This window comes from Sphingopyxis sp. HIX, assembly GCF_001468285.1.
Taxonomy (GTDB): Bacteria; Pseudomonadota; Alphaproteobacteria; order Sphingomonadales; family Sphingomonadaceae; genus Sphingopyxis.
On the sequence record NZ_LNSB01000009.1, the window covers coordinates 26251 to 45530 of the forward strand.

Annotated in this window: 13 protein-coding genes; 9 read left to right on the forward strand and 4 right to left on the reverse strand. The window is 67.4% G+C overall.

Annotated features, from left to right (window positions below):
- Positions 1-12 precede the first annotated feature (12 nt).
- The 6 genes from ATE62_RS06040 (at position 13) to ATE62_RS06065 (ending at position 5548) form a co-directional block, all read left to right on the forward strand.
- Positions 13-912, forward strand: a complete 900-nt coding sequence (locus tag ATE62_RS06040) for a PAS domain-containing protein (protein ID WP_058808296.1) — start codon at positions 13-15, stop codon at positions 910-912.
- A 151-nt stretch (positions 913-1063) separates the two neighbouring features.
- Positions 1064-1597 carry a phage tail protein gene (locus ATE62_RS06045; RefSeq protein WP_058818463.1) on the forward strand — a complete coding sequence of 178 codons (534 nt, stop codon included), beginning with the start codon at positions 1064-1066 and terminating at the stop codon, positions 1595-1597.
- Between the two features lie 35 nt (positions 1598-1632).
- On the forward strand, positions 1633-2265 hold the full coding sequence (locus tag ATE62_RS06050; RefSeq protein ID WP_197411677.1) for a phage tail protein: 633 nt from the start codon (positions 1633-1635) through the stop codon (positions 2263-2265).
- Between the two features lie 43 nt (positions 2266-2308).
- Positions 2309-2911, forward strand: a complete 603-nt coding sequence (locus ATE62_RS06055) for a phage tail protein (RefSeq protein WP_058818464.1) — start codon at positions 2309-2311, stop codon at positions 2909-2911.
- 191 nt (positions 2912-3102) lie between these two features.
- Complete coding sequence (locus ATE62_RS06060) at positions 3103-4296, forward strand: acyl-CoA dehydrogenase family protein (RefSeq protein ID WP_058808292.1); 1194 nt, start codon at positions 3103-3105, stop codon at positions 4294-4296.
- Between the two features lie 112 nt (positions 4297-4408).
- Positions 4409-5548: an acyl-CoA dehydrogenase family protein gene (locus ATE62_RS06065; RefSeq protein ID WP_058808291.1), complete on the forward strand. Its 1140-nt coding sequence runs from the start codon at positions 4409-4411 to the stop codon at positions 5546-5548.
- Positions 5549-5891: 343 nt separating this feature from the next.
- Here the strand turns inward: ATE62_RS06065 and ATE62_RS06070 are convergent, their stop codons facing one another.
- From ATE62_RS06070 to ATE62_RS06085, 4 genes are all read right to left on the reverse strand, one after another.
- Positions 5892-8339, reverse strand: a complete 2448-nt coding sequence (locus tag ATE62_RS06070; RefSeq protein WP_058808290.1) for a TonB-dependent receptor domain-containing protein — start codon at positions 8337-8339, stop codon at positions 5892-5894.
- Between the two features lie 2 nt (positions 8340-8341).
- Positions 8342-9277, reverse strand: coding sequence for a FecR family protein (locus tag ATE62_RS06075; RefSeq protein WP_058808289.1), 936 nt, complete (start codon positions 9275-9277; stop codon positions 8342-8344).
- Positions 9267-9905: an RNA polymerase sigma factor gene (locus ATE62_RS06080; RefSeq protein ID WP_331458545.1), complete on the reverse strand. Its 639-nt coding sequence runs from the start codon at positions 9903-9905 to the stop codon at positions 9267-9269. Before ATE62_RS06080 ends, ATE62_RS06075 begins: the two co-directional genes overlap by 11 nt.
- A gap of 158 nt (positions 9906-10063) precedes the next feature.
- Entirely contained in the window at positions 10064-13276 is a 3213-nt protein-coding gene (locus ATE62_RS06085; protein WP_058808288.1) for an autotransporter outer membrane beta-barrel domain-containing protein, read from the reverse strand.
- Between the two features lie 208 nt (positions 13277-13484).
- Between ATE62_RS06085 and ATE62_RS06090 the strand changes: the two genes are divergently transcribed.
- The 3 genes from ATE62_RS06090 to ATE62_RS06100 are packed head-to-tail and all read left to right on the forward strand — an operon-like array spanning position 13485 to position 19279.
- Positions 13485-14681 carry an efflux RND transporter periplasmic adaptor subunit gene (locus ATE62_RS06090; RefSeq protein WP_231736149.1) on the forward strand — a complete coding sequence of 399 codons (1197 nt, stop codon included), beginning with the start codon at positions 13485-13487 and terminating at the stop codon, positions 14679-14681.
- 6 nt (positions 14682-14687) lie between these two features.
- Entirely contained in the window at positions 14688-17882 is a 3195-nt protein-coding gene (locus ATE62_RS06095) for an efflux RND transporter permease subunit (RefSeq protein ID WP_058808287.1), read from the forward strand.
- The gene (locus ATE62_RS06100) at positions 17879-19279 is read left to right on the forward strand and encodes an efflux transporter outer membrane subunit (protein ID WP_058808325.1); all 1401 of its coding nucleotides are present in this window, start codon (positions 17879-17881) and stop codon (positions 19277-19279) included. The genes ATE62_RS06095 and ATE62_RS06100 overlap by 4 nt, the downstream gene beginning before the upstream one ends.
- Position 19280: the final 1 nt, after the last annotated feature.

Here is a 19280-nt window from a genome sequence, read left to right on the forward strand (position 1 = left end):
CCGGAGGACAGCATGGCGATTGATCGGACCCCCGAACGTGTCTCGGCGGCAGAATTCATCCGTGGGTTCGCCAGCTGGCGGCAGCATGCGGCGCGGCGCCCCGTGGTGGTGACGCATCACGGCAAGGACGCCCATGTGCTGATCTCGCTCGACGATTATCGTCGGCTTGGAGGAGTTCGGGATGCGGCCGGAGAGACGGCCGAGGCACGATTGCGCGAGTCGCAGGCGCTGCTGCTCGAATCGATCCGCGACAGCCTGATCCTCGTCGACCGGCAACGGAGGATCGTTGCCATCAACCCTGCAGCGAGCGACATGCTGGAGGCGAGCGCCGCGGCGCTCATCGGGCAGCCGCTGGCCGCCGCGCTGCCCACGATCGAAACCAACCTGCTATTCCACCATATCCTGCGCATGCTCGACCATCGCGAGCGCTTCTCGGGCGACCTGCCGTCGCTGCTGCGTCCGGGGCAGTGGCTGCACGCCGACCTGATTCCGCTACCGATCGGCGGCGCGATCGTGCTGCGCGACGTCAGCGACGCGATGGCGGCGCTCGAGCGCGACGACGCGCGCGGCGCCGCGATCCGCGCGATCGAGGTCGAGGGTGGCATCGGCCATGCCTGCATCTCGGTGCGCGAGGCGATCGAGCACGCCAATGACGCCCTGCTGGCGACGATCGGGGTCGGCGACGAGGCGATCCGGCGCGTACGCTTTTCCGCGCTGCTTGCGCTCGCGCGGCGCCAGGCTTTCGCCGAGGCGCTCGAAGAGCTTTTCCGGACCGGCGTGCCGGCGCGGATCGAGTCGGAGCTGGTCGCGCGCGACGGCGCTGCCGTGCCGGTGACGCTGTCGATCGTCGAGCGGCGCAGCGCCTATGCGAGCGAAGGGGCGGTGGTGTTGGTGACCTCGCGGCGGGCGTAAATCGGGCCCACTCAATTCGTCGCTAAGCTTTTGACTTCAAGAAGCTTTCCTCTAAGGTTGCAACAGGGCTATCGGGGGATTGCGGATGATCCGGACAGGGGTATGGCGCGGTTTTAGCGCCTTTCTGGCTTGCAGTGCGATTGCGACCGCCGTGCCGGCATCGGCTCAGTATCGCGGCGAGCTGGTCAAATTTGCGTATAAATCCTGTCCGGGCGGCACGCTGCCTGCCGAAGGGCAGGAGCTGAAGATATCCGACTATCCGGACCTCTTCGCGACCATCGGCAAGGCCTATGGCGGCGACGGCGTCACGACCTTTGCGCTGCCTGACATGCGCGGCCGGACCTCGATGGGAGCGGGGAGCGCCGAGGGGCGCACGACGCGCGCGCAGGGCGAGAAGGGCGGCAGCGATATGGTGGCGCTGACCGAAAATCAGATGCCGCGCCACGAGCATACCGCGCTGATCCGCACGACCAGCGGGGCCGGCAACGCCTATCGCGCGCTCGGCGCGATCTTTGCGACGACGCAGGCGAACAAATATGTCGCGGGCGGCTTGCCGGCGGCGAATCTGATGAACCGCGAAACGCTGGTGTTCGTGAACAGCGGTGACGGGAAGCCGTTCGAGCGGCGCTCGCCCGGGTTGGGCATCCAATATTGCATCCTGCCCAGCGGGGCTTCGCCGGGTTGATGCGCGGCACGATGATGGCGGGAGCGTTCGGGGGAATGACAATCATGCGTTACGGCAAGGCGGCGATGCTGGCTTCGATCGGGACCGGGGCGGCCGTGGCGGCGATGCCCGCGATGGCGCAGCTTCCGCCGCCTGATCCGATCGAGCATTATTATATCGGGCAGCTGATCGAGATGGCGGGCCCCTGTCCGGCGCGCTGGCTGGAGGCCGACGGGCGCTTGCTGCAGAAGGCGTCCTATACGCAGCTCTTCTCGCTCATCGACAAGACCTATGGCGGCGACGGGGTCACGACCTTCGCGATCCCCGACCTGCGCGGACGGATCGCCGTGGGGGCGGGGTGGGGGCCGGCGCTCGCCAACCTGCCGCTTGGCGGCACGGGAGGCGCCGAAAGCCAGGTGCTGACGATCGACCAGCTCGCGACGCACAGCCACAAGGCGCTGATCCGATCGGTCGACGGCGACACCGACACGCCGCGGCCGTTCCGCAACGCCTTCGGCAAGACGAGCGGGCCGCAATATTCGACGACGATCGCCTTCGACGGCAACCTGCATCCCGAAACGCTGGCGATCCAGAAGACCGGCGGCAGCGATCCGGTGTCGAACCAGTCGCCGTTCACGGTAAACCGCTTCTGTATCGCGGCCTGGGGTGTGTTTCCGCCGCGCAACTGACGGCGCAGGAAGGATGGGGACGGGAAGGATGCGAGGCAGGGCCATGAATTTTCGGATGTCGCTTGTGCTATGCGGGTTGGCATGGCTGTCGGCGGCGCCGGCTGGGGCGCAGGTTTCGCCTTCGGCGGGGCAGCTGATGCTCGTGTCCTTCCCCTATTGCCCGATGGACTATTACGAGGCCGACGGCAGGGAGTTGGTGATCCGCGACAATCTGGCGCTCTACAACGCTATCGGGACGACCTATGGCGGCGACAACCGGGTGTTCCAGCTGCCCGACCTGCGCAGCCGCGCGGCGGTCGGCAATGGCGTGGGGCCGGGGCTGCTGCCGGTGGCGCCTGGACAGAAGCTAGGCCACGAGAGCTTGAAGCTCGCCGAAACCAACCTGCCGCCGCACGCCCACCGCGGCGGGATCCAGACCAGCACCGGCGCGGCGAACCGGACCACCGCCAACGGCAATGCGATCGGCATTTCGGCGAGCGACAGCTTCATCGAGGGCTATGACCCGCCCGCGGGGTTCGAGATGGAGGCGTCGATGGTCGTGGTGGAGCCTGAGGGCAAGTCGGCGCCGATCGCGACCCGCGAGCCCTTTGTCGCGCTGCGCTGGTGCATCGCCTATCGCGGCGGGCCGCCGGCGCCGACGCAATAGCGCTCCGCAAATCCGCAATTCATCGCAGGACCCGACTGCGCCCGGCTCTGCGCCGCGGCGCCTTCGTGCGCATCTGGACAAGTGCTCGGAAGTTGGCGAAGTTGCCGCATATCGCGTAGCAAAATACAACTTACCTTTACGTAAGCGTGAACCGGTCCTATAAGCCGGGCACAGCCCTTGGGAGAATCAGAATGGACATGGAGTTCAGCCCCGAAGACCTGGCTTTCCAGCAGGAAGTCCGGACCTTCATCGCCGAAAACTACCCCGAAGAACTGCGCGGAAAGCAGGACGAGGGGGAAGAGCTGTCCAAGGAGGATTTCCTTGCCTGGCACAAGGTGCTGTACAAGAAAGGCTGGGTCGCGCCCGCATGGCCGGTCGAATATGGCGGCACCGGCTGGACCCCGACGCAGCGCTTCATCTTCTCCGAGGAAACCGCACGCGCCGACTGCATCCGGCTGATGCCCTTCGGCCTCGCGATGGTCGGCCCGGTGATCTACACCTTCGGCACGCCCGAGCAGAAGGCCTATTTCCTGCCGCGCATCCTGTCGGGCGAGGATTGGTGGTGCCAGGGTTATTCGGAACCCGGCGCGGGTTCCGATCTTGCCAGCCTGCGCACCGCCGCGGTTCCCGATGGCGACGACTATATCGTCAACGGCCAGAAGACCTGGACGACGATGGCGCAGCACGCCGACTGGGGCTTCTTCCTGGTCCGGACGGACAAGGACGCCAAGCAGCAGGAAGGCATCAGCTTCCTTCTCATCGACATGAAGTCGCCCGGTATCACCGTGCGCCCGATCATCACGCTGGGCGGCGAGCACGAGGTCAACGAAGTGTGGCTGGAGGACGTCCGCGTGCCGCAGTCGCAGCGCGTCTACGAAGAGAATAAGGGCTGGACCTGCGCCAAGTTCCTGCTCGCGCACGAGCGCACCGGCATCGCCGGCGTCGCGGCGTCGAAGCGCGGAGTCGAGAAGGTCAAGGCGATCGCCCGCACCGAACTCGACGGCGACAAGCCGCTGATCCAGAACGCCTTCTTCAAGCGCAAGATCGCCGAACTGGAGGTCGACCTCACCGCGCTCGAATTCACCGAGCTGCGCAGCCTGGCGGGCCCCAATGCGGGGCGCGGGCCGGGGCCGGAATCGAGCCTGCTCAAGATCAAGGGCTCGGAAATCCAGCAGCGGCTGACCGAGCTGACGCTGGAAGCGGTCGGCCATTACGGTGCGCCCTACTTCCGCGGCTTCGGCGAGGGCGACAACGAGCATCCGATCGGCCCCGACTATGCGCACCGCGCGGCACCGACCTATTTCAACGTCCGCAAGACGACGATCTATGGCGGGTCGAACGAGATCCAGCGCAATATCATCGCGAAGATGGTTTTGGGTCTTTGAAGCGCCGGCGCCCATAAATAGGGACAGTCCCTATTTGTCCGCGGGCGCCGGACCAGCCGCAACGACGATATTCGATAAATAGGGACAGTCCCTATTTATGAGAGGACAGACAATGGATTTCACCTACACCGAAACGCAGGACATGATCCGCGACACGCTGGCCCGCTTCCTCGGCGACACCTATGATTTCGAGACGCGCCAGAAGTTCATCGCGAGCGACGAGGGCCGCGATCCGGCGATCTGGACCGCGCTGGCGCAGGAACTCGGCATGCTCGGCGCCGCCTTTTCGGAAGAGCATGGCGGCCTCGGCGGCGGCGCTTTGGAAAATGCGATCATCATGGAGGAACTCGGCAAGGTGCTCGGGATCGAGCCCTATCTGCCGACCGTGGTCATCGCCGGCGGCGCGCTCAAGGCCGTCGGCGGCGCGCAGGCCGACAAATTCATCCCCGAGATCATCGCGGGCAATGTCATCGTCGCCTTCGCCTATGCCGAGCCGCAGGGCCGCTACGACCTCGCCAATCTGCGCACGAGCGCGAAGAAGGACGGCGCGGGCTATGTGCTCAGCGGCCACAAGGGTGTCGTCTATGCCGCGCCCTGGGCGACGCACCTGCTCGTGACCGCGCGCACCGGCGGCGGCCAGCGCGACCGCGACGGCGTGTCCTTGTTCCTGATCGATGCGAACCTGCCCGGCATCGTGCGCCGCGACTATCCGACCGTCGACGGCAGTCGCGCGTCCGAAGTCTATTTCGAGAATGTCGCGATCCCCGCCGACGCGCTGCTGGGCGGCGAGGGCGAAGGGCTGGCGCTGATCGAGCAGATCGTCGACGAGGCCACGGTCGCGGTTTGCGCAGAGGCGACGGGCGTGATGCAGAAACTGCACGAAGGCACGCTGGAATATACCCAGCAGCGCAAGCAGTTCGGCGTGCCGATCGCGAAGTTCCAGGTGCTGCAGCACCGCATGGTCGACATGTTCATGGAGGTCGAGCAGGCTCGATCGATGACGATCATGGGCACGCTGAAGCTCGATCTGCCCGCGAATGAACGCAAGGCGGCGGTGTCGGCGGCGAAGAACAAGGTTGCGCGCGGCGCGAACTTTGTCGGGCAGAACGCGATCCAGACGCACGGCGGCATCGGCATCACGCAGGAACTGGCGATCGGCCATTATTTCAAGCGCGCGACGATGATCGAGGGCCAGTTCGGCAGCGCCGATTATCATATGGAGCGCTATGAGGCGCTGACTTTGGCGGAGTAAGGTTGGCGCCTGATTACGGGCGTTAGCTGCCAAACCGCCCTATAAATCCCGTTCGTGTCGAGCGAAGTCGAGACACCCATCAGCGGCTCCTGCCCTGGAGGTGTCTCGACTACGCTCGACACGAACGGAAATAGGGGACGGTCTGGAAACCACCTCAAAACCGCTGCCCAAAAAAAGCCTTTCCTAATAAATCCGGCTATGCCAGCGTCGATCTCGACTCTTCCGCTCGGCGAATATAGCAGTCTTCGAGGTCGCTATTCGGGAGGCGCACAGGGCTGAACTTTCCTGAACTTTGGAAGAAGGTAAAGGCCGCTCCCCACCCCAAAGCTGCCATCGCGGCAGGTCAGTAAGACAGATCGATCGCGATCCGGAGCGTCCGCGGCCGCAGCGGCGTAAGATACCCCGCGCTGCCCTCCACAAAAGGCGTGCCGAGCGCGAAGCGGTTGCCCTTGGCGTCGAACAGGTTGGTCAGCGTCAGCGACAGGCCGCGGCGGTGGTTGCCGACGCGCATCGCGAGACCGGTATCGACATATTTGCCCTGGCCCTCGCCGAGGATCGGGCCGATGCCGAGCCTTGACGGGCCGATATAATTGGCCCAGCCGTTCACGCGCAGATCCTCATCGCCCATCGGCGCGGCATAGTTGAACGAGCCGCGCACCGCATATTTGGCGACATTCGGGATCTGGCCGAGGCGTTCGAGCAATTGTTCCTGCGGAATGGTGATGCCGACGTCGCCGCCTGCGGCCGCGGCGCGCACCGCGATGGTGCGTAGCTCGGTCGAGAAGAGCTCGGTCACGCGGCTGTGGTTATAGACCCCGCCGAGTTCGAACGACAATTCGGGGGTCGGACGCACTGCAAAGGCGCCGGTGATGCTGGTGATCCGCCCGTCGCCGATATTGGCGGTGGTCGGGAAACCGTTGGTGTCGATGAAATCGGCCTGGATATCGCGCCAGCGACTGTGCGAGACCGACAGACTGGCGTCGAACGGCGTCCAGCCCTTCTCGCCGAAGCGCACCCCGGCTTCGAGCGTCTGGACCTGGTCATTGCGGAAGCGGCGGACGAAATTATTGTCGACCGCGAGCCCGCCCGGGCGGAAACCCTCCTGATAACGGACGTAGAGCGTCACGTCGCGGATCGGTGTTGCCAGCAGCGACGCCGAGGGCAGGAGGTCGGTTTCGGAGCGATGCGCGGTCTCGGCGCGCCCCGCGAAGGCGACGTCGAGCGGAATGTCGCGCCCGGCGCCGTCGAGCCGCGCGTGCGAGAGGCGGAGGCCGCCCGCGGCGATCAAATTCGGCATCAGCTCGGCCGTTGCCTCGCCATAGCCGGTGATTTCGGTGATGCGGTTCGACACGCCGGTGAGCGGCATCTGGACGAAGGCGTCGCCGATCTCGCGGCTCTGGCGCGTGCGGTTGTCGAGCAGGCTGATGCCGACGACCCAGCCGAGCCCGTCGTCGAAGGGGCGCGACAGCCGCGTTTCGCTGACGAACATGCGCGTCGCATTGCGCTGGTCGAGGATGCGTGGCGGATCGTTGGGCTTGCTGGCGTCGAAGCGTTCGAACAGCCGGTGGCTGACGAACGCGTTCGACGATTGGAAGAACAACCCGTCCCATTGCTTCATCACGACGATCGTGCCGAGGCCGTATCTCGCCTTGGCGTTCTGCTCGACCTTCGAATTGCGGATCAGCGGCGGCGCGTTCTTGTCGGCATATTGCGCGTCTTGCGAATTAATCGTCTGGTAGACGCCGCCGAGATCGATCGTCCAGTCGTTGCCCGCGTCGAAGCGGAAGGTGCCACGGCCGCCGCGAACATCGACGCGGTTGACGTCGTTCTGGCCGAGCATCGGATTGTCGATATAGCCGCCGTCGCTGAGCATATAGCCGACGAGGCGCAGCGCATGGCCGCCGTCGCCGACGGGCAGGTTGACGATCGCGCCCAGGTCGCCGCCGGGGTCGCCATGCTGCGTGACCGACACGCCGGCGATCGCCTGCACCGTCTGGCGGTAGGGATCGGGGGCGTTGGGGACGGCGCGGATGATGCCGCCGAGCGAACCCGCGCCATAGAGCGTGCCCTGCGGACCTTCGAGAATCTCGACATTCTGGATGTCGTAGAGGCGGAGGTCCGGATCGGGCGCGTTGTAGCTGAGCCGGATGTCGCCGAGATATTGGCCGACGGTGGACTGGGTCGGGCCGGTGAAGCTGGAATCGGCGATGCCGCGGATGAACAGCTTGTTGCGCCCCGAACCCAGGTGGGTCGAGGAGACGGTGGCCATGCGCGAAAGGATCGATTCCATCCCGCGCTCGCCGCCGAACGCCAAATCGCCGCCATCGAGCACGGTGGCGACGCCCGCAAAGCTTGCGTAGGGAAGATCGGTCTTCGAGGCGGTGACGATGATCTCGTCGTCGGGCCCGGCGACGAGATTGTCGGGCTCGCGCGCTCGAGGGGGCGGCGGCTTCGGCGGCGAGGTGGCGCGGCGCGCGACCTTTGGCGGCGGCGGGCGGCGCTCGATACGCCAGCTGGTCGCGCTGACGCGTACGGCGCGCGCGTCCGAACCCGCCAGCATGCGGTGGATCGCCTCTTCGACGCTCATCCGCCCGCGCACCTTCTTGACGCGATTGCCCCAGAGGCCCGCGTCGGCAACGCTGATGCTGACCCCGCCCTGGCGGCTGAGCAGGGGCAGGCTGGTCGACAGATTGCCCTTGGGCACGTCGAACGCCCGTTCGTCGGCCGCCTGCGCCACGGCGGGGACGGTGAGCATCGCGATCGCGGCGGCGAGGGGCAGGCTGCGGCGCATCGTCAGCGGGTGAGCACCCAGCCGTCGCCGCGGCGTTCGGCGCGGGTGCCCGAAAGCGCAGCGAGGTCGGCGACGGCGCGCGCCTTGTCGGCGCCGATCACCAGCGCGCCGCGGAAGGGCAGGTCGGCGGCTTCGGGCGCGACGCTGACCGTAAGGCCGGCCGTGCGACCGAGGTCGCCGGCGACGACCGATAGCGGGGTATCGGCATAGACGAGCTGACCGCTGCGCCAGCCGCCGATGGTGCTGCTGTCGAGCTTGCGCACCGCCGGTGCCTTTTTGTCGCCGTCGCGCGCCTCGATGCCTTCGCCAGCAACCATGCGCACATTGTCGCGGTGCGGGTTGTAGACGACGATGCCTTCGGACACCGCGACGCTGGTCGCGTGGTCGCGCCGCACGACGTTGAAGGCGGTGCCGAGGTCGACGAGCCGCGCGCCGCCGGTTTCGACCACGAAGGGATCGGATTCGCGGTGGACGACGTGGAACATCGCCTCGCCGCTTTCGAGCTTGGCAAAGCGCGGACGTTCCTCGTCGAGGGTGACGACCGAGCCGCCGTTGATCTCGATCCGCGACCCGTCGGCGAGTTCGAGCGTGCGATGCTCGCCCGGCGCGGTCTCGATGCGGTTGGGATCGCCGAACAGGCCGATGTTGGGGATGGTGACTACGGCGACGAGCGCGGCGGCGATCGCCCCGCCGAACCAGCCGCGGCGCGACGGACGGGCGCGGGGCTCCTCGTCATTGGCCGCGACAGGCGCCGCGGGCCGGGCCGGCAGCGCTTCGAGGTCGGCATCGAGCAGCGCGACCGCGTCATAAGCCGCGGCGTGCGCGGCATCCTCGGCGAGCCAGTCGGCGAAAGCGTCCCAGTCGGCGAAGTCGGGGTCGCGCTGGGCGATGACCCAGTCGATCGCGCGCGCTTCGATCATGGCGGCGTCAGGATGCATCGAACTGCCTCCTGAGCGCGGCGAGCGCCGCATAGACCTTGCGCAGGTCGGCCTCGACGGTGCTGAGGCTGACCCCCAGCTCGGCGGCGATGTCGCGCTGCGCGGCGCCATCGACGCGGAAGCGGCGGAAGATGCGCGCGGGGCGCGTGCCGGTCGCCTCGATCACCGCCTCGACCTGTTCGAGCTGCTGGCGCGAGATCAGCGCAGCCTCGGCTGAAGGCGCTTCCGTGGCGGCATTTTCGCCCCACGCCTTGTCGCGCAGCTCGCTCTGGCGCGCCGAGCGGTAGCGATCGAGCATCAGATTGTTCGCGGCGCGCATGACGTAGGAGAGCGGATCGGCGATCGGTCCGGTGCGGCGATCGACGAGCCGCATCCACAGGTCCTGGAACAGATCCTCGGCGCCCCCGCCCGCGCCGCGCACCTCGAGGAAACGGATGATGCGCGCGCGGTTGGCGAGCAATACCCCCTCGATGCCCTGCATGGGCTGCGGTGCGTCGGTCGCCTCTGTCATGGATCGATTGATTCGGAACGCCATCTGCTGCTTTTCGGCACCTGCCTGGCCGGTGCCCCACGTCCCCCTGGCGGGGCCGTCATATAGCGCCCCCAGCGCGGCGCGCAACTGCGGCATGACCTCTCCCGCATCGAAACGATGCTCGCGGGGAAGAGGGAAGGGGGCGGTGGCGGCAATCATGATCCTCGTTCGTTCGTCAGAATATAAGGGCAAGGGGGAAGCGGAGGGTGGGGTGGGTGCTTCCCCCTTGCCGGGACAAGGTCGGACCCGGGGGCTTAGAGACCGACCTTGAGGCTCGCACGGAAAGCCCAAGCCACATGGCTTTGCTGTTCTTCCGCGGAGAGTTCGCCGCCAACCTGGAATGCAGAGTTGCCGGCGATCCCGCGGAGGCGGCCGACCCAGCCGCTCGTGCGATCATCAGGGGTGAGGGTGAAGGGTGTGCCGTTCTTGAACGACGCGGTGGTCGTGCCGAGCGAGCCGCCGACGATCTGGCGGCGGCCGCCCTCGATCTCGAAGCGCGTCCAGCCGTCATATTCGTCCTCGCCGCCGAAATCGAGGCCGAGCGCGACGGTGCCCGACACCGCGAGTTCGTCGCTGTCGCGGCTCAGCACCGTGAGGTCGAGCGCGTCACCGCCGCCGGTTTCGGTGTAGCCGTCTTCCTGCAGCTTGTAATAGTCGACCGCGACCGCAGGGCGGAACGAGATGCCGCCGAGGCGGGTGTCATAGGCGACCGAGCCCGCGGCCGACCACAAGGTACCGTCCCACTTGGCCCGCATCGTCTCGTTGATGTCGTCGGCACCGGCCTCGGCCTGGAACAGGCGCGTGCCCTTGAAGCTGACCGGGGCGCCCGAAACGCGCGCGCTGGCGAGGATGCCGTTCGAGCGCAGGCGCCAGTGGAGCGCGCCCTCGAACTGGCTCGACGACACTTCGTTGGCATTCGCCTTGTTGCCGTCCTTGCCGCTGAGGAATCCGATCGAGCCGCCGAAGTTGCCGAGGTCGGTCTTGATCTCGGCGCCGAGCGCGACGCCCCAGCCGGTGACGTCATAGCCCGCGGTATCGCCGACACTCTTCGACGTGCCCCAGACCGCCTGGTTGATCCAGTAGCCCCATTTGCCTTGGTCCTGGAACGGCGCGTTGGGGTCGTTCAGGTAGCGGGCCAAAGCGCGCGAGCCCGAAGTCACGGTTTCGAACACGCCGCCCTCATGCTCGGGCAGCATCTGGCCGAGCTGGGTCTTGAACTGCGACTGGTCGGTGATGTCGAGGAACACCTGCTCGATATCCTCGTCGGCCGCAAGCGCGTCGATCACGGCGTTGAAGGCGCCGCCCTCCGAACGGTTGAGGCCGAGTTCGGTCGTCGTCTTGCGCGACACGTCGACGATCAGCTGGGTGGCGTTCGAGGTCAGCGTGCCCTTGTAGAGGAAGGGCAGCAGCGTCGAGGTGGCGGTGAGGTTGTTCGCGCCGGTGAGCGTGCCGGCGGTCAGCACGACATGCTGGCCCTCGGCATCGTCGAGGCTGGTGAGGCGCAGCGCGAGCTTCGATTCGGCGCCGAAGCTGGCGTTGCCGGTCACCTGGATCGCGGTGCCGGTGTTGCCGCCGTCGAGCGTCACGCCGAGCACGCCCTTGTTGGTGACCGCGAGCGACGCGATCGTCGCCGCGCCGACCACGTCGAAGGTGCCGCCGTTGACCGCGACCGCCAGCCCCTGCGAATTGGCGAGGCGCGCCGAGAAGAGCGAGGTGCCGCCGATGGTCAGCGTGTCGCTGCCACCGCCGAAATCGGCAAGGCCGCCGAACTTCGACGTGCCTGCAAGGGTCATGATGTCGTTGCCACCGCCGAAGGTCGCGGTGCCGTCGAAGGTGCCGTCGCCCGACAGCGCGAGCGTGTTGTTGCCGGTGCCGAAGAAGGCATCGCCCTTCATCGAGCCGTCGGCGATGTCGATCAGGTCGTTGCCGACCCCGAAGCGGACGTCGCCGATGATCGCGGGGGCGGCGATGCCCGACGCGACCGCGGTCTGCTTGACCGAGGCACCGCCGAGATTGCTCGACAGGTCGATCGCGATATTGCGGTCCGAGGTGCCGAGCGCGCCGGTCGCCGAGATGGTGCCGCTGTTCTCGATCGTGCCGACGGTGCCCGACAGATCGACGATGCCGCGCGCGGTGCCGTTGTCCCCCGCTGCCTTGGCGGTGATCGAGCCGCTGTTGCGGATCAGCCCGACATTGCTGCCGGCCTCGACGACGATGCCGGTCGTGATCGCGGTCGCGGCGTTGCCGCCCGACGCCTCGATCTTGCCCGCGTTACGGAGTTCGGCGAGCGTCGCGCCCGCACCGACCTGGATCGCGGTTGCCGAAGCGCCGTTCGACACGGCACTGACGGCGCCGGACGCGCCGATTGCGACGCCGCCCGCGATGTTCACATTGCCGCCAAGGCCGCCGATCTGCATCCCGGTGGCGTTCTTTCCGGCATAAAGGCCGTTGCCCTGGATGGTACCGTCGATGATGACGCCGAAGCCGGTGCCGGTGCCCGGAACCGCACCGATGGTGACGTCGCGCCCGGCGGCGCCGATGCGGACGGCGGGCGCCGATCCGAAGGAGCGGACGACCGCCGAGCCTTCCTTGGCGTCCTCGATGCCGTCCTTGTCCTCGTCATTGTCGGTAGTGCTGGCGTCCTTGGGCGGGACGGCGAAGATGACCCCGCCAGTGATGTCGCCCTCGATCGACAGCGCGGGGCCGCCGTTCAACAGGTCGTCGGCGTCGAGCTTCGACGGGTCGGCCGGCGGGGTGGTGAAGCGGTAGCCGGTCGAGGTCAGATTGCCCTGTACGACGAGCGAACCCGTGATGTTGCCGCTGAGCCGCGCCGCAGTCGCGTCGAGGCCGGTCGCGGTGATCGTGCCCGCGAGGCGGACGTTGCCGGTAACGTTCTGGAGCCCGACGCCGAGCGCGCGGTCGCCAAGCACCGAGATCGTGCCGTCCGTGGTGAAGTTGCCGGTCAGCGGGCCGCCGAGGCGGATACCCGCCGAATCATTGCCCTCGATCGTGATCGCGCCCGAATTCAGGATGTTGCCGTTGAACGCGCCGAGCGTCTCGATACCGACGCGGTTGCTGCCGATCGCGAAGGCGCCGTCGATGTCGCCGTCGTTGTCGATGTCGGTCGGCGCATAGCTTTCGTCGATGATGATCTTGCCGCTGGCGGTGTTGGTGATGTTGCTCGTCACGCCGGCGTTGGCCACGATACCGCGCGAACCGTCGGCGTTGGTGATCTGGATCGTGCCTTCGTTGACGAACTTGTGGTTGCTGTCGACCGTCACCGCGGTGCCCGAGGCGGGCTTGATCGAGCCCGACGCCGCGAGGCGGGAGTCGTCGGGGGTCGTGCCGCCATTGACGGTCGAGGAGCGGATCGGCGTGGTAAGCGCATTCCCAATCACGGTTTCGGCAAAGGCGGGGGTGGCCATGACTGCCACCAGGCAGGTCGACGCGAGCAGGGTCTTGCGCATTGAGTTCCTCTTGAAATCGGGGCGGGAAAGCTCCCGCGACAATGGCTTGACGGAACCGACCGAGCGCAGCCTTGAAAAAATAATGCGGATGGCGGCAGGAAAAGTGTCGCAACTTGTCGCAATCGCAACCAAGCCATTGCGCGCGGCGGCTCAATTTGCTGAATGAACGGCGAAACAGGCTGTCCCCAAGCCCGAAAAGGTCCTTCGAATGCAGAAATATGGGCGGTCGATGCTGCGGCTCGGCGCTGTCTCCATGGCATTGGCGACGCTTGCTGCCTGCTCCGCAAGCGACGACAGCAAGGGCGGACGCCCGGCACCCGAGGTCGGCTATGTCGTGGCCGAGCCGGGCGCGGTGCCGGTGCCGATCGAACTCGGCGGGCGCACCGTCGCCTTCGAGACGAGCGAAGTGCGGCCGCAGGTAAACGGCATCATCCTGCGCCGCCTGTTCGAGCAGGGCAGCTATGTCCGCGCGGGGCAGCCGCTGTTCCAGATCGACGCCAGCCTGTACCGCGCCGCGGTCGACCAGGCGTCGGCGAACCTGTCGAGCGCGCGCGCCAGCGCCGAGGCGGCCAAGACCCGGGCCGACCGCTTCAGGCCGCTTGCCGAGATGGAGGCGATCGCCAAGCAGGATTATACCGACGCGGCGGCGCAGGCCCGCGTCGCGAATGCCGTCGTCGCGCAAAATGCCGCGGCGCTCGAAACCGCGCGGATCAACCTGCGCTACACGACGATCAGCGCGCCGATCAGCGGGCGCATCGGGCGTACCCTGTTTACCGCGGGCGCGCTGGTGAATGCCAACCAGGCCGACGCGCTGGCGGTGATCCAGCGCACCGACCCCATCTATGTCGACATGCAGCAGTCGAGCGCCGAACTCACCACGCTGCGTCAGTCGATCGCCGCGGGCGGGGTGCTGCCGGGCAGCGCGAGCGTGCGGCTGCTGCTCGAGGACGGCAGCGCTTATGGTCTCACCGGCACGATCGAATTTTCGGAAGCCGTGGTGAACGAGGAGACCGGCACGATCACGCTGCGCGCGCGCTTCGCGAACCCGCAAGGCACCTTGCTGCCCGGCATGTTCGTGAAGGCGGTGTTCGACCAGGCGATCGAGCAGAATGCGTTCCGCGTGCCGCAGGCGGCGATCCAGCGCGACTTCGACGGATCGGCCTTCGTCTATCTGGTCGGCAAGGACAACAAGGCGATGCGCCGCAAGGTGAAGGCCGACCGCACATTGGGCGCCTTCTGGGTCGTCTCCGACGGGCTGAAGGCGGGAGACCGCGTGATCACGCAGGGGCTGGGCAATCTGCGGCAGGGGCAGGCGATCCGCCCGGTCGCGGCGTCGAGCGCGCAGCGGGTCGGCGCGCCGAAGGGTGGCGGCGCGGCGGGCGGGCAAGCGAAGAAGGGCGACTGACCGCCGATGTCACGCCTGTTCATCGACCGCCCGATCTTCGCCTGGGTGCTGGCGATCATCGTCATGCTGGGCGGCGTCGGCGCGCTCTATCTGCTGCCGATCGAGCAATATCCCGACATCGCGCCGGCGCAGGTCAACGTCCGCGCGACCTATCCCGGCGCCTCGGCCGAAACGATCGAGAATAGCGTCACGCAGGTGCTCGAGCAGCAGCTGACCGGGATCGACGGCCTCCTCTATTTCAGCTCGCAATCGAGCTCGCGTGGCCAGGCGAACATCACTGCGATCTTCGCCAAAGGCACCGACCCCGACATCGCGCAGGTCCAGGTCCAGAACAAGATTCAGGCCGCGCTGTCGCGCCTGCCGCAGCAAGTGCAACAGCAGGGGGTGCGCGTCACCAAGTCGAACTCCGACACCTTGCTGCTCGTCGGCGTCTATGACGAGACCGATACGCGCGTGAACCAGGACGTGTCCGACTATATGGCGTCGAACATCCAGGACCCGCTGTCGCGCGTCGAGGGGGTGGGCGAGGTCAATATCTTCGGCGCGCCGCACGCGATGCGCATCTGGCTCAATCCGCAAAGGCTGGCGGCGGTGTCGCTGATGCCGAGCGACGTGATCTCCGCGATCAGCGCGCAGAACAGCGAGGTCGCGGCGGGCGACGTCGGCGGCCTGCCGTCGCCGCGCGGGCAGATGCTCAACGCCACGGTCACCGCGCAGTCGCGGATGCAGACGGTGCCAGAGTTCGAGAATATCGTGCTCAAGACGCTGCCCGACGGATCGGCGGTGCGGATCAAGGACGTCGCGCGCGTCGAGATCGGCGCCGAAAGCTACGCCGTAATCAGCCGGATCAATGGACATCCCGGCGCGGGCATGTCGATCTCGCTGTCGCCGGGTTCCGACGCGCTCGAGACGGCCGACCGGGTCAAGGCGCGGATGGAGGAGCTGGCGGCCGATTTCCCCGACGGCCTGACCTACAGCTATGCCAATGACTCGACCGAGTTCATCAAGCTGTCGGTGAGCGAGGTGCAGAAGTCGCTGTTCGAGGCCATTCTGCTGGTCATCCTCGTCATGTTCGTCTTCCTACAGAGCTGGCGCGCGGTGCTGATCCCCGCGATCGCGGTGCCGGTGGTGCTGCTCGGCACCTTTGCCATCTTCTATATGCTGGGGTTCAGCATCAATACGCTGACCCTGTTCGGGCTGACGCTGGCGATCGGCCTGCTCGTCGACGATGCGATCGTCGTGGTCGAGAATGTCGAGCGGCTGATGGAAGAAAATCCCGGCATGTCGGCGCGCGAGGCGACGATCCAGTCGATGCAGGAACTGCAGGTCGCATTGATCGCGATCGCGCTGGTGCTGTCGGCGGTGTTCCTGCCGATGGCCTTCTTCGGCGGGTCGACCGGGGTCATCTACCGCCAGTTCTCGGTCACGATCATCTCGGCGATGATGCTGTCGGTGCTTGTCGCGCTGATCCTGAGTCCGGCGCTCACCTCGACCCTGCTCAAGCCCAAGGACCATGGCGAAGCCGCCGTCTCGGGCGGACGCTTTCCGCGTGCACGCGCGATGTTCGAGCGCGCCAAGAACGGCTTCAACACGCGCTTCGATTCGATGGTCGAGCGCTACGTCGGCAGCGTGACCAAGGTCGTCGACCGCAAATGGCTGTTCCTCGGCATCTATGCGGTGCTGCTCGTGGCGCTCGTCTTCCTGTTCCTGCGGCTGCCCGGCGGCTTCCTTCCCAATGAGGACCAGGGGCGCGTCCAGATCCAGTTCCGCCTGCCCGCGGGCGCGACGCAGGAACGCACGCTGCAGGTGCGCGACGAGATCGAGAAATATATGCTGACGCAGGAGAAAGCGAACACCGGCGCGCTTTTCCTGATCGCGGGCGGCGGGGGCGGGTCGGCGGCGGGGCAGAATACGGGGCAGGGTTTCGTCAACCTCGTCCATTGGGACGACCGCCCGGGTGCCGAGAACACCGCCGACGCGATCGCCGAACGCGCGCGAGGGGCGCTGAGCGGCCTGCGCGATGCGCAGATCTTCGCGCTGGTGCCGGGCGCGGTACGTGGGCTGGGCGATTCGTCGGGTTTCACGATGCAGTTCCAGAACCGCAGCGGGATGAGCCGCGCCGAATTCGTCGAGGCGCGCGAGCGGCTGCTGGCGATGGCGAACGCCAATCCAAAGCTGACTTCGGTGCGCCTGTCCGACCTCCCCGACGTCGCGACGCTCAAGATCGATATCGATACCCAGCGGCTCACCGCCTACGGCCTCACCAACAGCGACGTGAACGCCACGCTCGCGACCGCATGGGGCGGGCGCTACGTCAACGACTTCATCGACGATGGCCGCGTCAAGCGCGTCTATGTCCAGGGCGACGCACCCTATCGCGCCAAGCCCGAGGATCTGGGCCAATGGTATGTGCGCTCGAACGACGGCGAGATGTCGCCCTTCTCGGCCTTCTCCAAGATCGGCTGGTCGACGACGCCGAGCAGCAGCTCGCGCTTCCAGGGTGTGCCCGCGTTCGAAATTTCCGGCCAGCCCGCGCCGGGCACCAGCTCGGGCGAGGCGATGGACGAGATGGAGCGGATGGCGAACGAGATACCGGGGACCAGCGTCGCCTGGTCGGGCTCCTCCTATCAGGAGCGGCTGTCGTCGGGGCAGGCGCCTTTCCTCTACGCCATCTCGCTGCTCGTCGTCTTCCTGTGCCTCGCGGCGCTCTACGAAAGCTGGTCGATCCCCTTCGCGGTGTTGCTGGTGATTCCGCTCGGGCTGATCGGCGCGGTGGTCGCGGTGAACCTGCGCGGGCTGGAGAATGACGTCTATCTCCAGATCGGGCTGCTCACGACGATGGGGCTCGCGGCGAAGAACGCGATCCTGATGATCGAATTCGCCGAGCAGGAAGAACGCAAGGGGCGGCGCGTGATCGAGGCCGCGGTCGAGGCCGCGCGCATCCGCCTCCGCCCGATCCTGATGACCAGCTTCGCCTTCATCTTCGGCGTGCTGCCGCTCGCGATCGCGACGGGAGCGGGCGCGAACAGCCGCGTCGCGATCGGCACCTCGGTGATCGGCGGGATGCTGACCGCGGCCTTCCTCGCGATCTTTTTCATCCCGCTCTTCTTCGTGCTCGTGCGAAGGGGCGTGCGCGACGGGGTGAAGGCCGCGCGCGAATGGATCGCACGGCGCCGCGGCGGCAAGGCGGCGACGGCATGAGGCGCGCGCTGATCTTCGGCACCGCGACGCTCGCGCTCGGCGCCTGCTCGCTCGCGCCCAAATATGTCCAGCCCGCGCCGCCGGTGCCGACATCCTGGCCGGTCGGCGACGCCTATCTCGCGCAGAACGAAGCGGCGTTGCCGCGCGTAACGCTGAACGATCTGTTCCGCGATCCGCGGCTCCAGCAGCTCATCGGGCAGGCGCTCGCGAACAACCGCGACCTGCGCATCGCCGCCGCCAATGTCGCGGCGGCGCGCGCGCAGGTGCGCGTGACGCGCTCGGCGCAATTCCCTGAAATCGGCGTGAGCGGCTCGGCCGATTATACCGACGCCGGCATTTCGGGCGGCGTCGCGGGCGGCGGGCGCGAAAGCTATGCGCTGCAGGCCGGGGTGTCGGCGTTCGAGCTCGACCTGTTCGGGCGGCTCGCCAATGCGACCGCGGCGGAACGCGACCGCGCCTTCGCCACCGAAGCCGCGGCGCGGACGGTGCGGCTGGCGCTGATCGCCGACCTCGCCGAAGCCTGGGCGAACCACGCCGCCGACCGCGAGCTGCTCGCGATCGCGCGCGACACCGCCGAAAGCGCACGGCGCAGCGTGACGCTGACCCGCGCGCGGCTCGAGGGCGGGGTCGCGCCGCGCACCGACCTCCGCCAGGCCGAACAGGTGCTCGCGACGGCCGAAGGCGACCTCGCGCTGCAGACCGCGGCGGTGGCGCAGGACGAGAATCTGATCCGCCTGCTCGTCGGTGCGGACTACGACCGGGCGCTGCTGCCCGCGAACCTCGACGCGGTCAGCGCGTCGATCGCGACGCTGCCCGCGGGGACGAGCTCGGACATCCTGCTGCGCCGTCCCGACGTGATCGAGGCCGAATATCTGCTGCGCGCCGCCAATGCCGACATCGGCGTCGCGCGCGCGCGTCTGTTCCCGACGATCTCGCTGACCGGGCTGCTCGGCTTCGCGAGCGACGCGCTGGGTTCGCTGTTCACCGGCGACGCGTTGCGCTTCACCGCGGGCGCCGATGCCAGCCTGTCGATCTTCGACGCCGGCGGGCGCCGCGCGGGGGTGGCGGTCAGCGAGGCACAACGCGACGCCGCGCTTGCCGCCTATGAGCGCGCGATCCAGACCGCCTTTCGCGAAGTCGCCGACGCGCTCGCCGACCAGGGCACGCTCGGCGAGCGCCTCCGCGCCGCCAATGCCAACACCGAAGCAGCCGCCGACACCGCGCGCCTGACCGACGCGCGCTACCGCGGGGGCGTCGACAGCTTCCTCGCCAGCCTCGACGCCCAGCGCAGCCTCTACAGCGCGCGGCGGAGTGAAATCGCGGTCGAACTGGCTGCGGTGCGCAACCGGATCACGCTGTATCGGTCGCTGGGGGATGACGGGGTGTCGGAAAACTGAG

Coding starts and splice junctions, on each gene's coding strand:
- ATE62_RS06040 (WP_058808296.1), top strand. CDS start 13: ATGGCGATTGATCGGACCCCCGAACGTGTCTCGGCGGCAGAATTCATC.
- ATE62_RS06050 (WP_197411677.1), top strand. CDS start 1,633: ATGACAATCATGCGTTACGGCAAGGCGGCGATGCTGGCTTCGATCGGG.
- ATE62_RS06055 (WP_058818464.1), top strand. CDS start 2,309: ATGAATTTTCGGATGTCGCTTGTGCTATGCGGGTTGGCATGGCTGTCG.
- ATE62_RS06060 (WP_058808292.1), top strand. CDS start 3,103: ATGGACATGGAGTTCAGCCCCGAAGACCTGGCTTTCCAGCAGGAAGTC.
- ATE62_RS06065 (WP_058808291.1), top strand. CDS start 4,409: ATGGATTTCACCTACACCGAAACGCAGGACATGATCCGCGACACGCTG.
- ATE62_RS06070 (WP_058808290.1), bottom strand. CDS start 8,339: ATGCGCCGCAGCCTGCCCCTCGCCGCCGCGATCGCGATGCTCACCGTC.
- ATE62_RS06075 (WP_058808289.1), bottom strand. CDS start 9,277: ATGCATCCTGACGCCGCCATGATCGAAGCGCGCGCGATCGACTGGGTC.
- ATE62_RS06080 (WP_331458545.1), bottom strand. CDS start 9,905: ATGCCGCAGTTGCGCGCCGCGCTGGGGGCGCTATATGACGGCCCCGCC.
- ATE62_RS06085 (WP_058808288.1), bottom strand. CDS start 13,276: ATGCGCAAGACCCTGCTCGCGTCGACCTGCCTGGTGGCAGTCATGGCC.
- ATE62_RS06090 (WP_231736149.1), top strand. CDS start 13,485: ATGCAGAAATATGGGCGGTCGATGCTGCGGCTCGGCGCTGTCTCCATG.
- ATE62_RS06095 (WP_058808287.1), top strand. CDS start 14,688: ATGTCACGCCTGTTCATCGACCGCCCGATCTTCGCCTGGGTGCTGGCG.
- ATE62_RS06100 (WP_058808325.1), top strand. CDS start 17,879: ATGAGGCGCGCGCTGATCTTCGGCACCGCGACGCTCGCGCTCGGCGCC.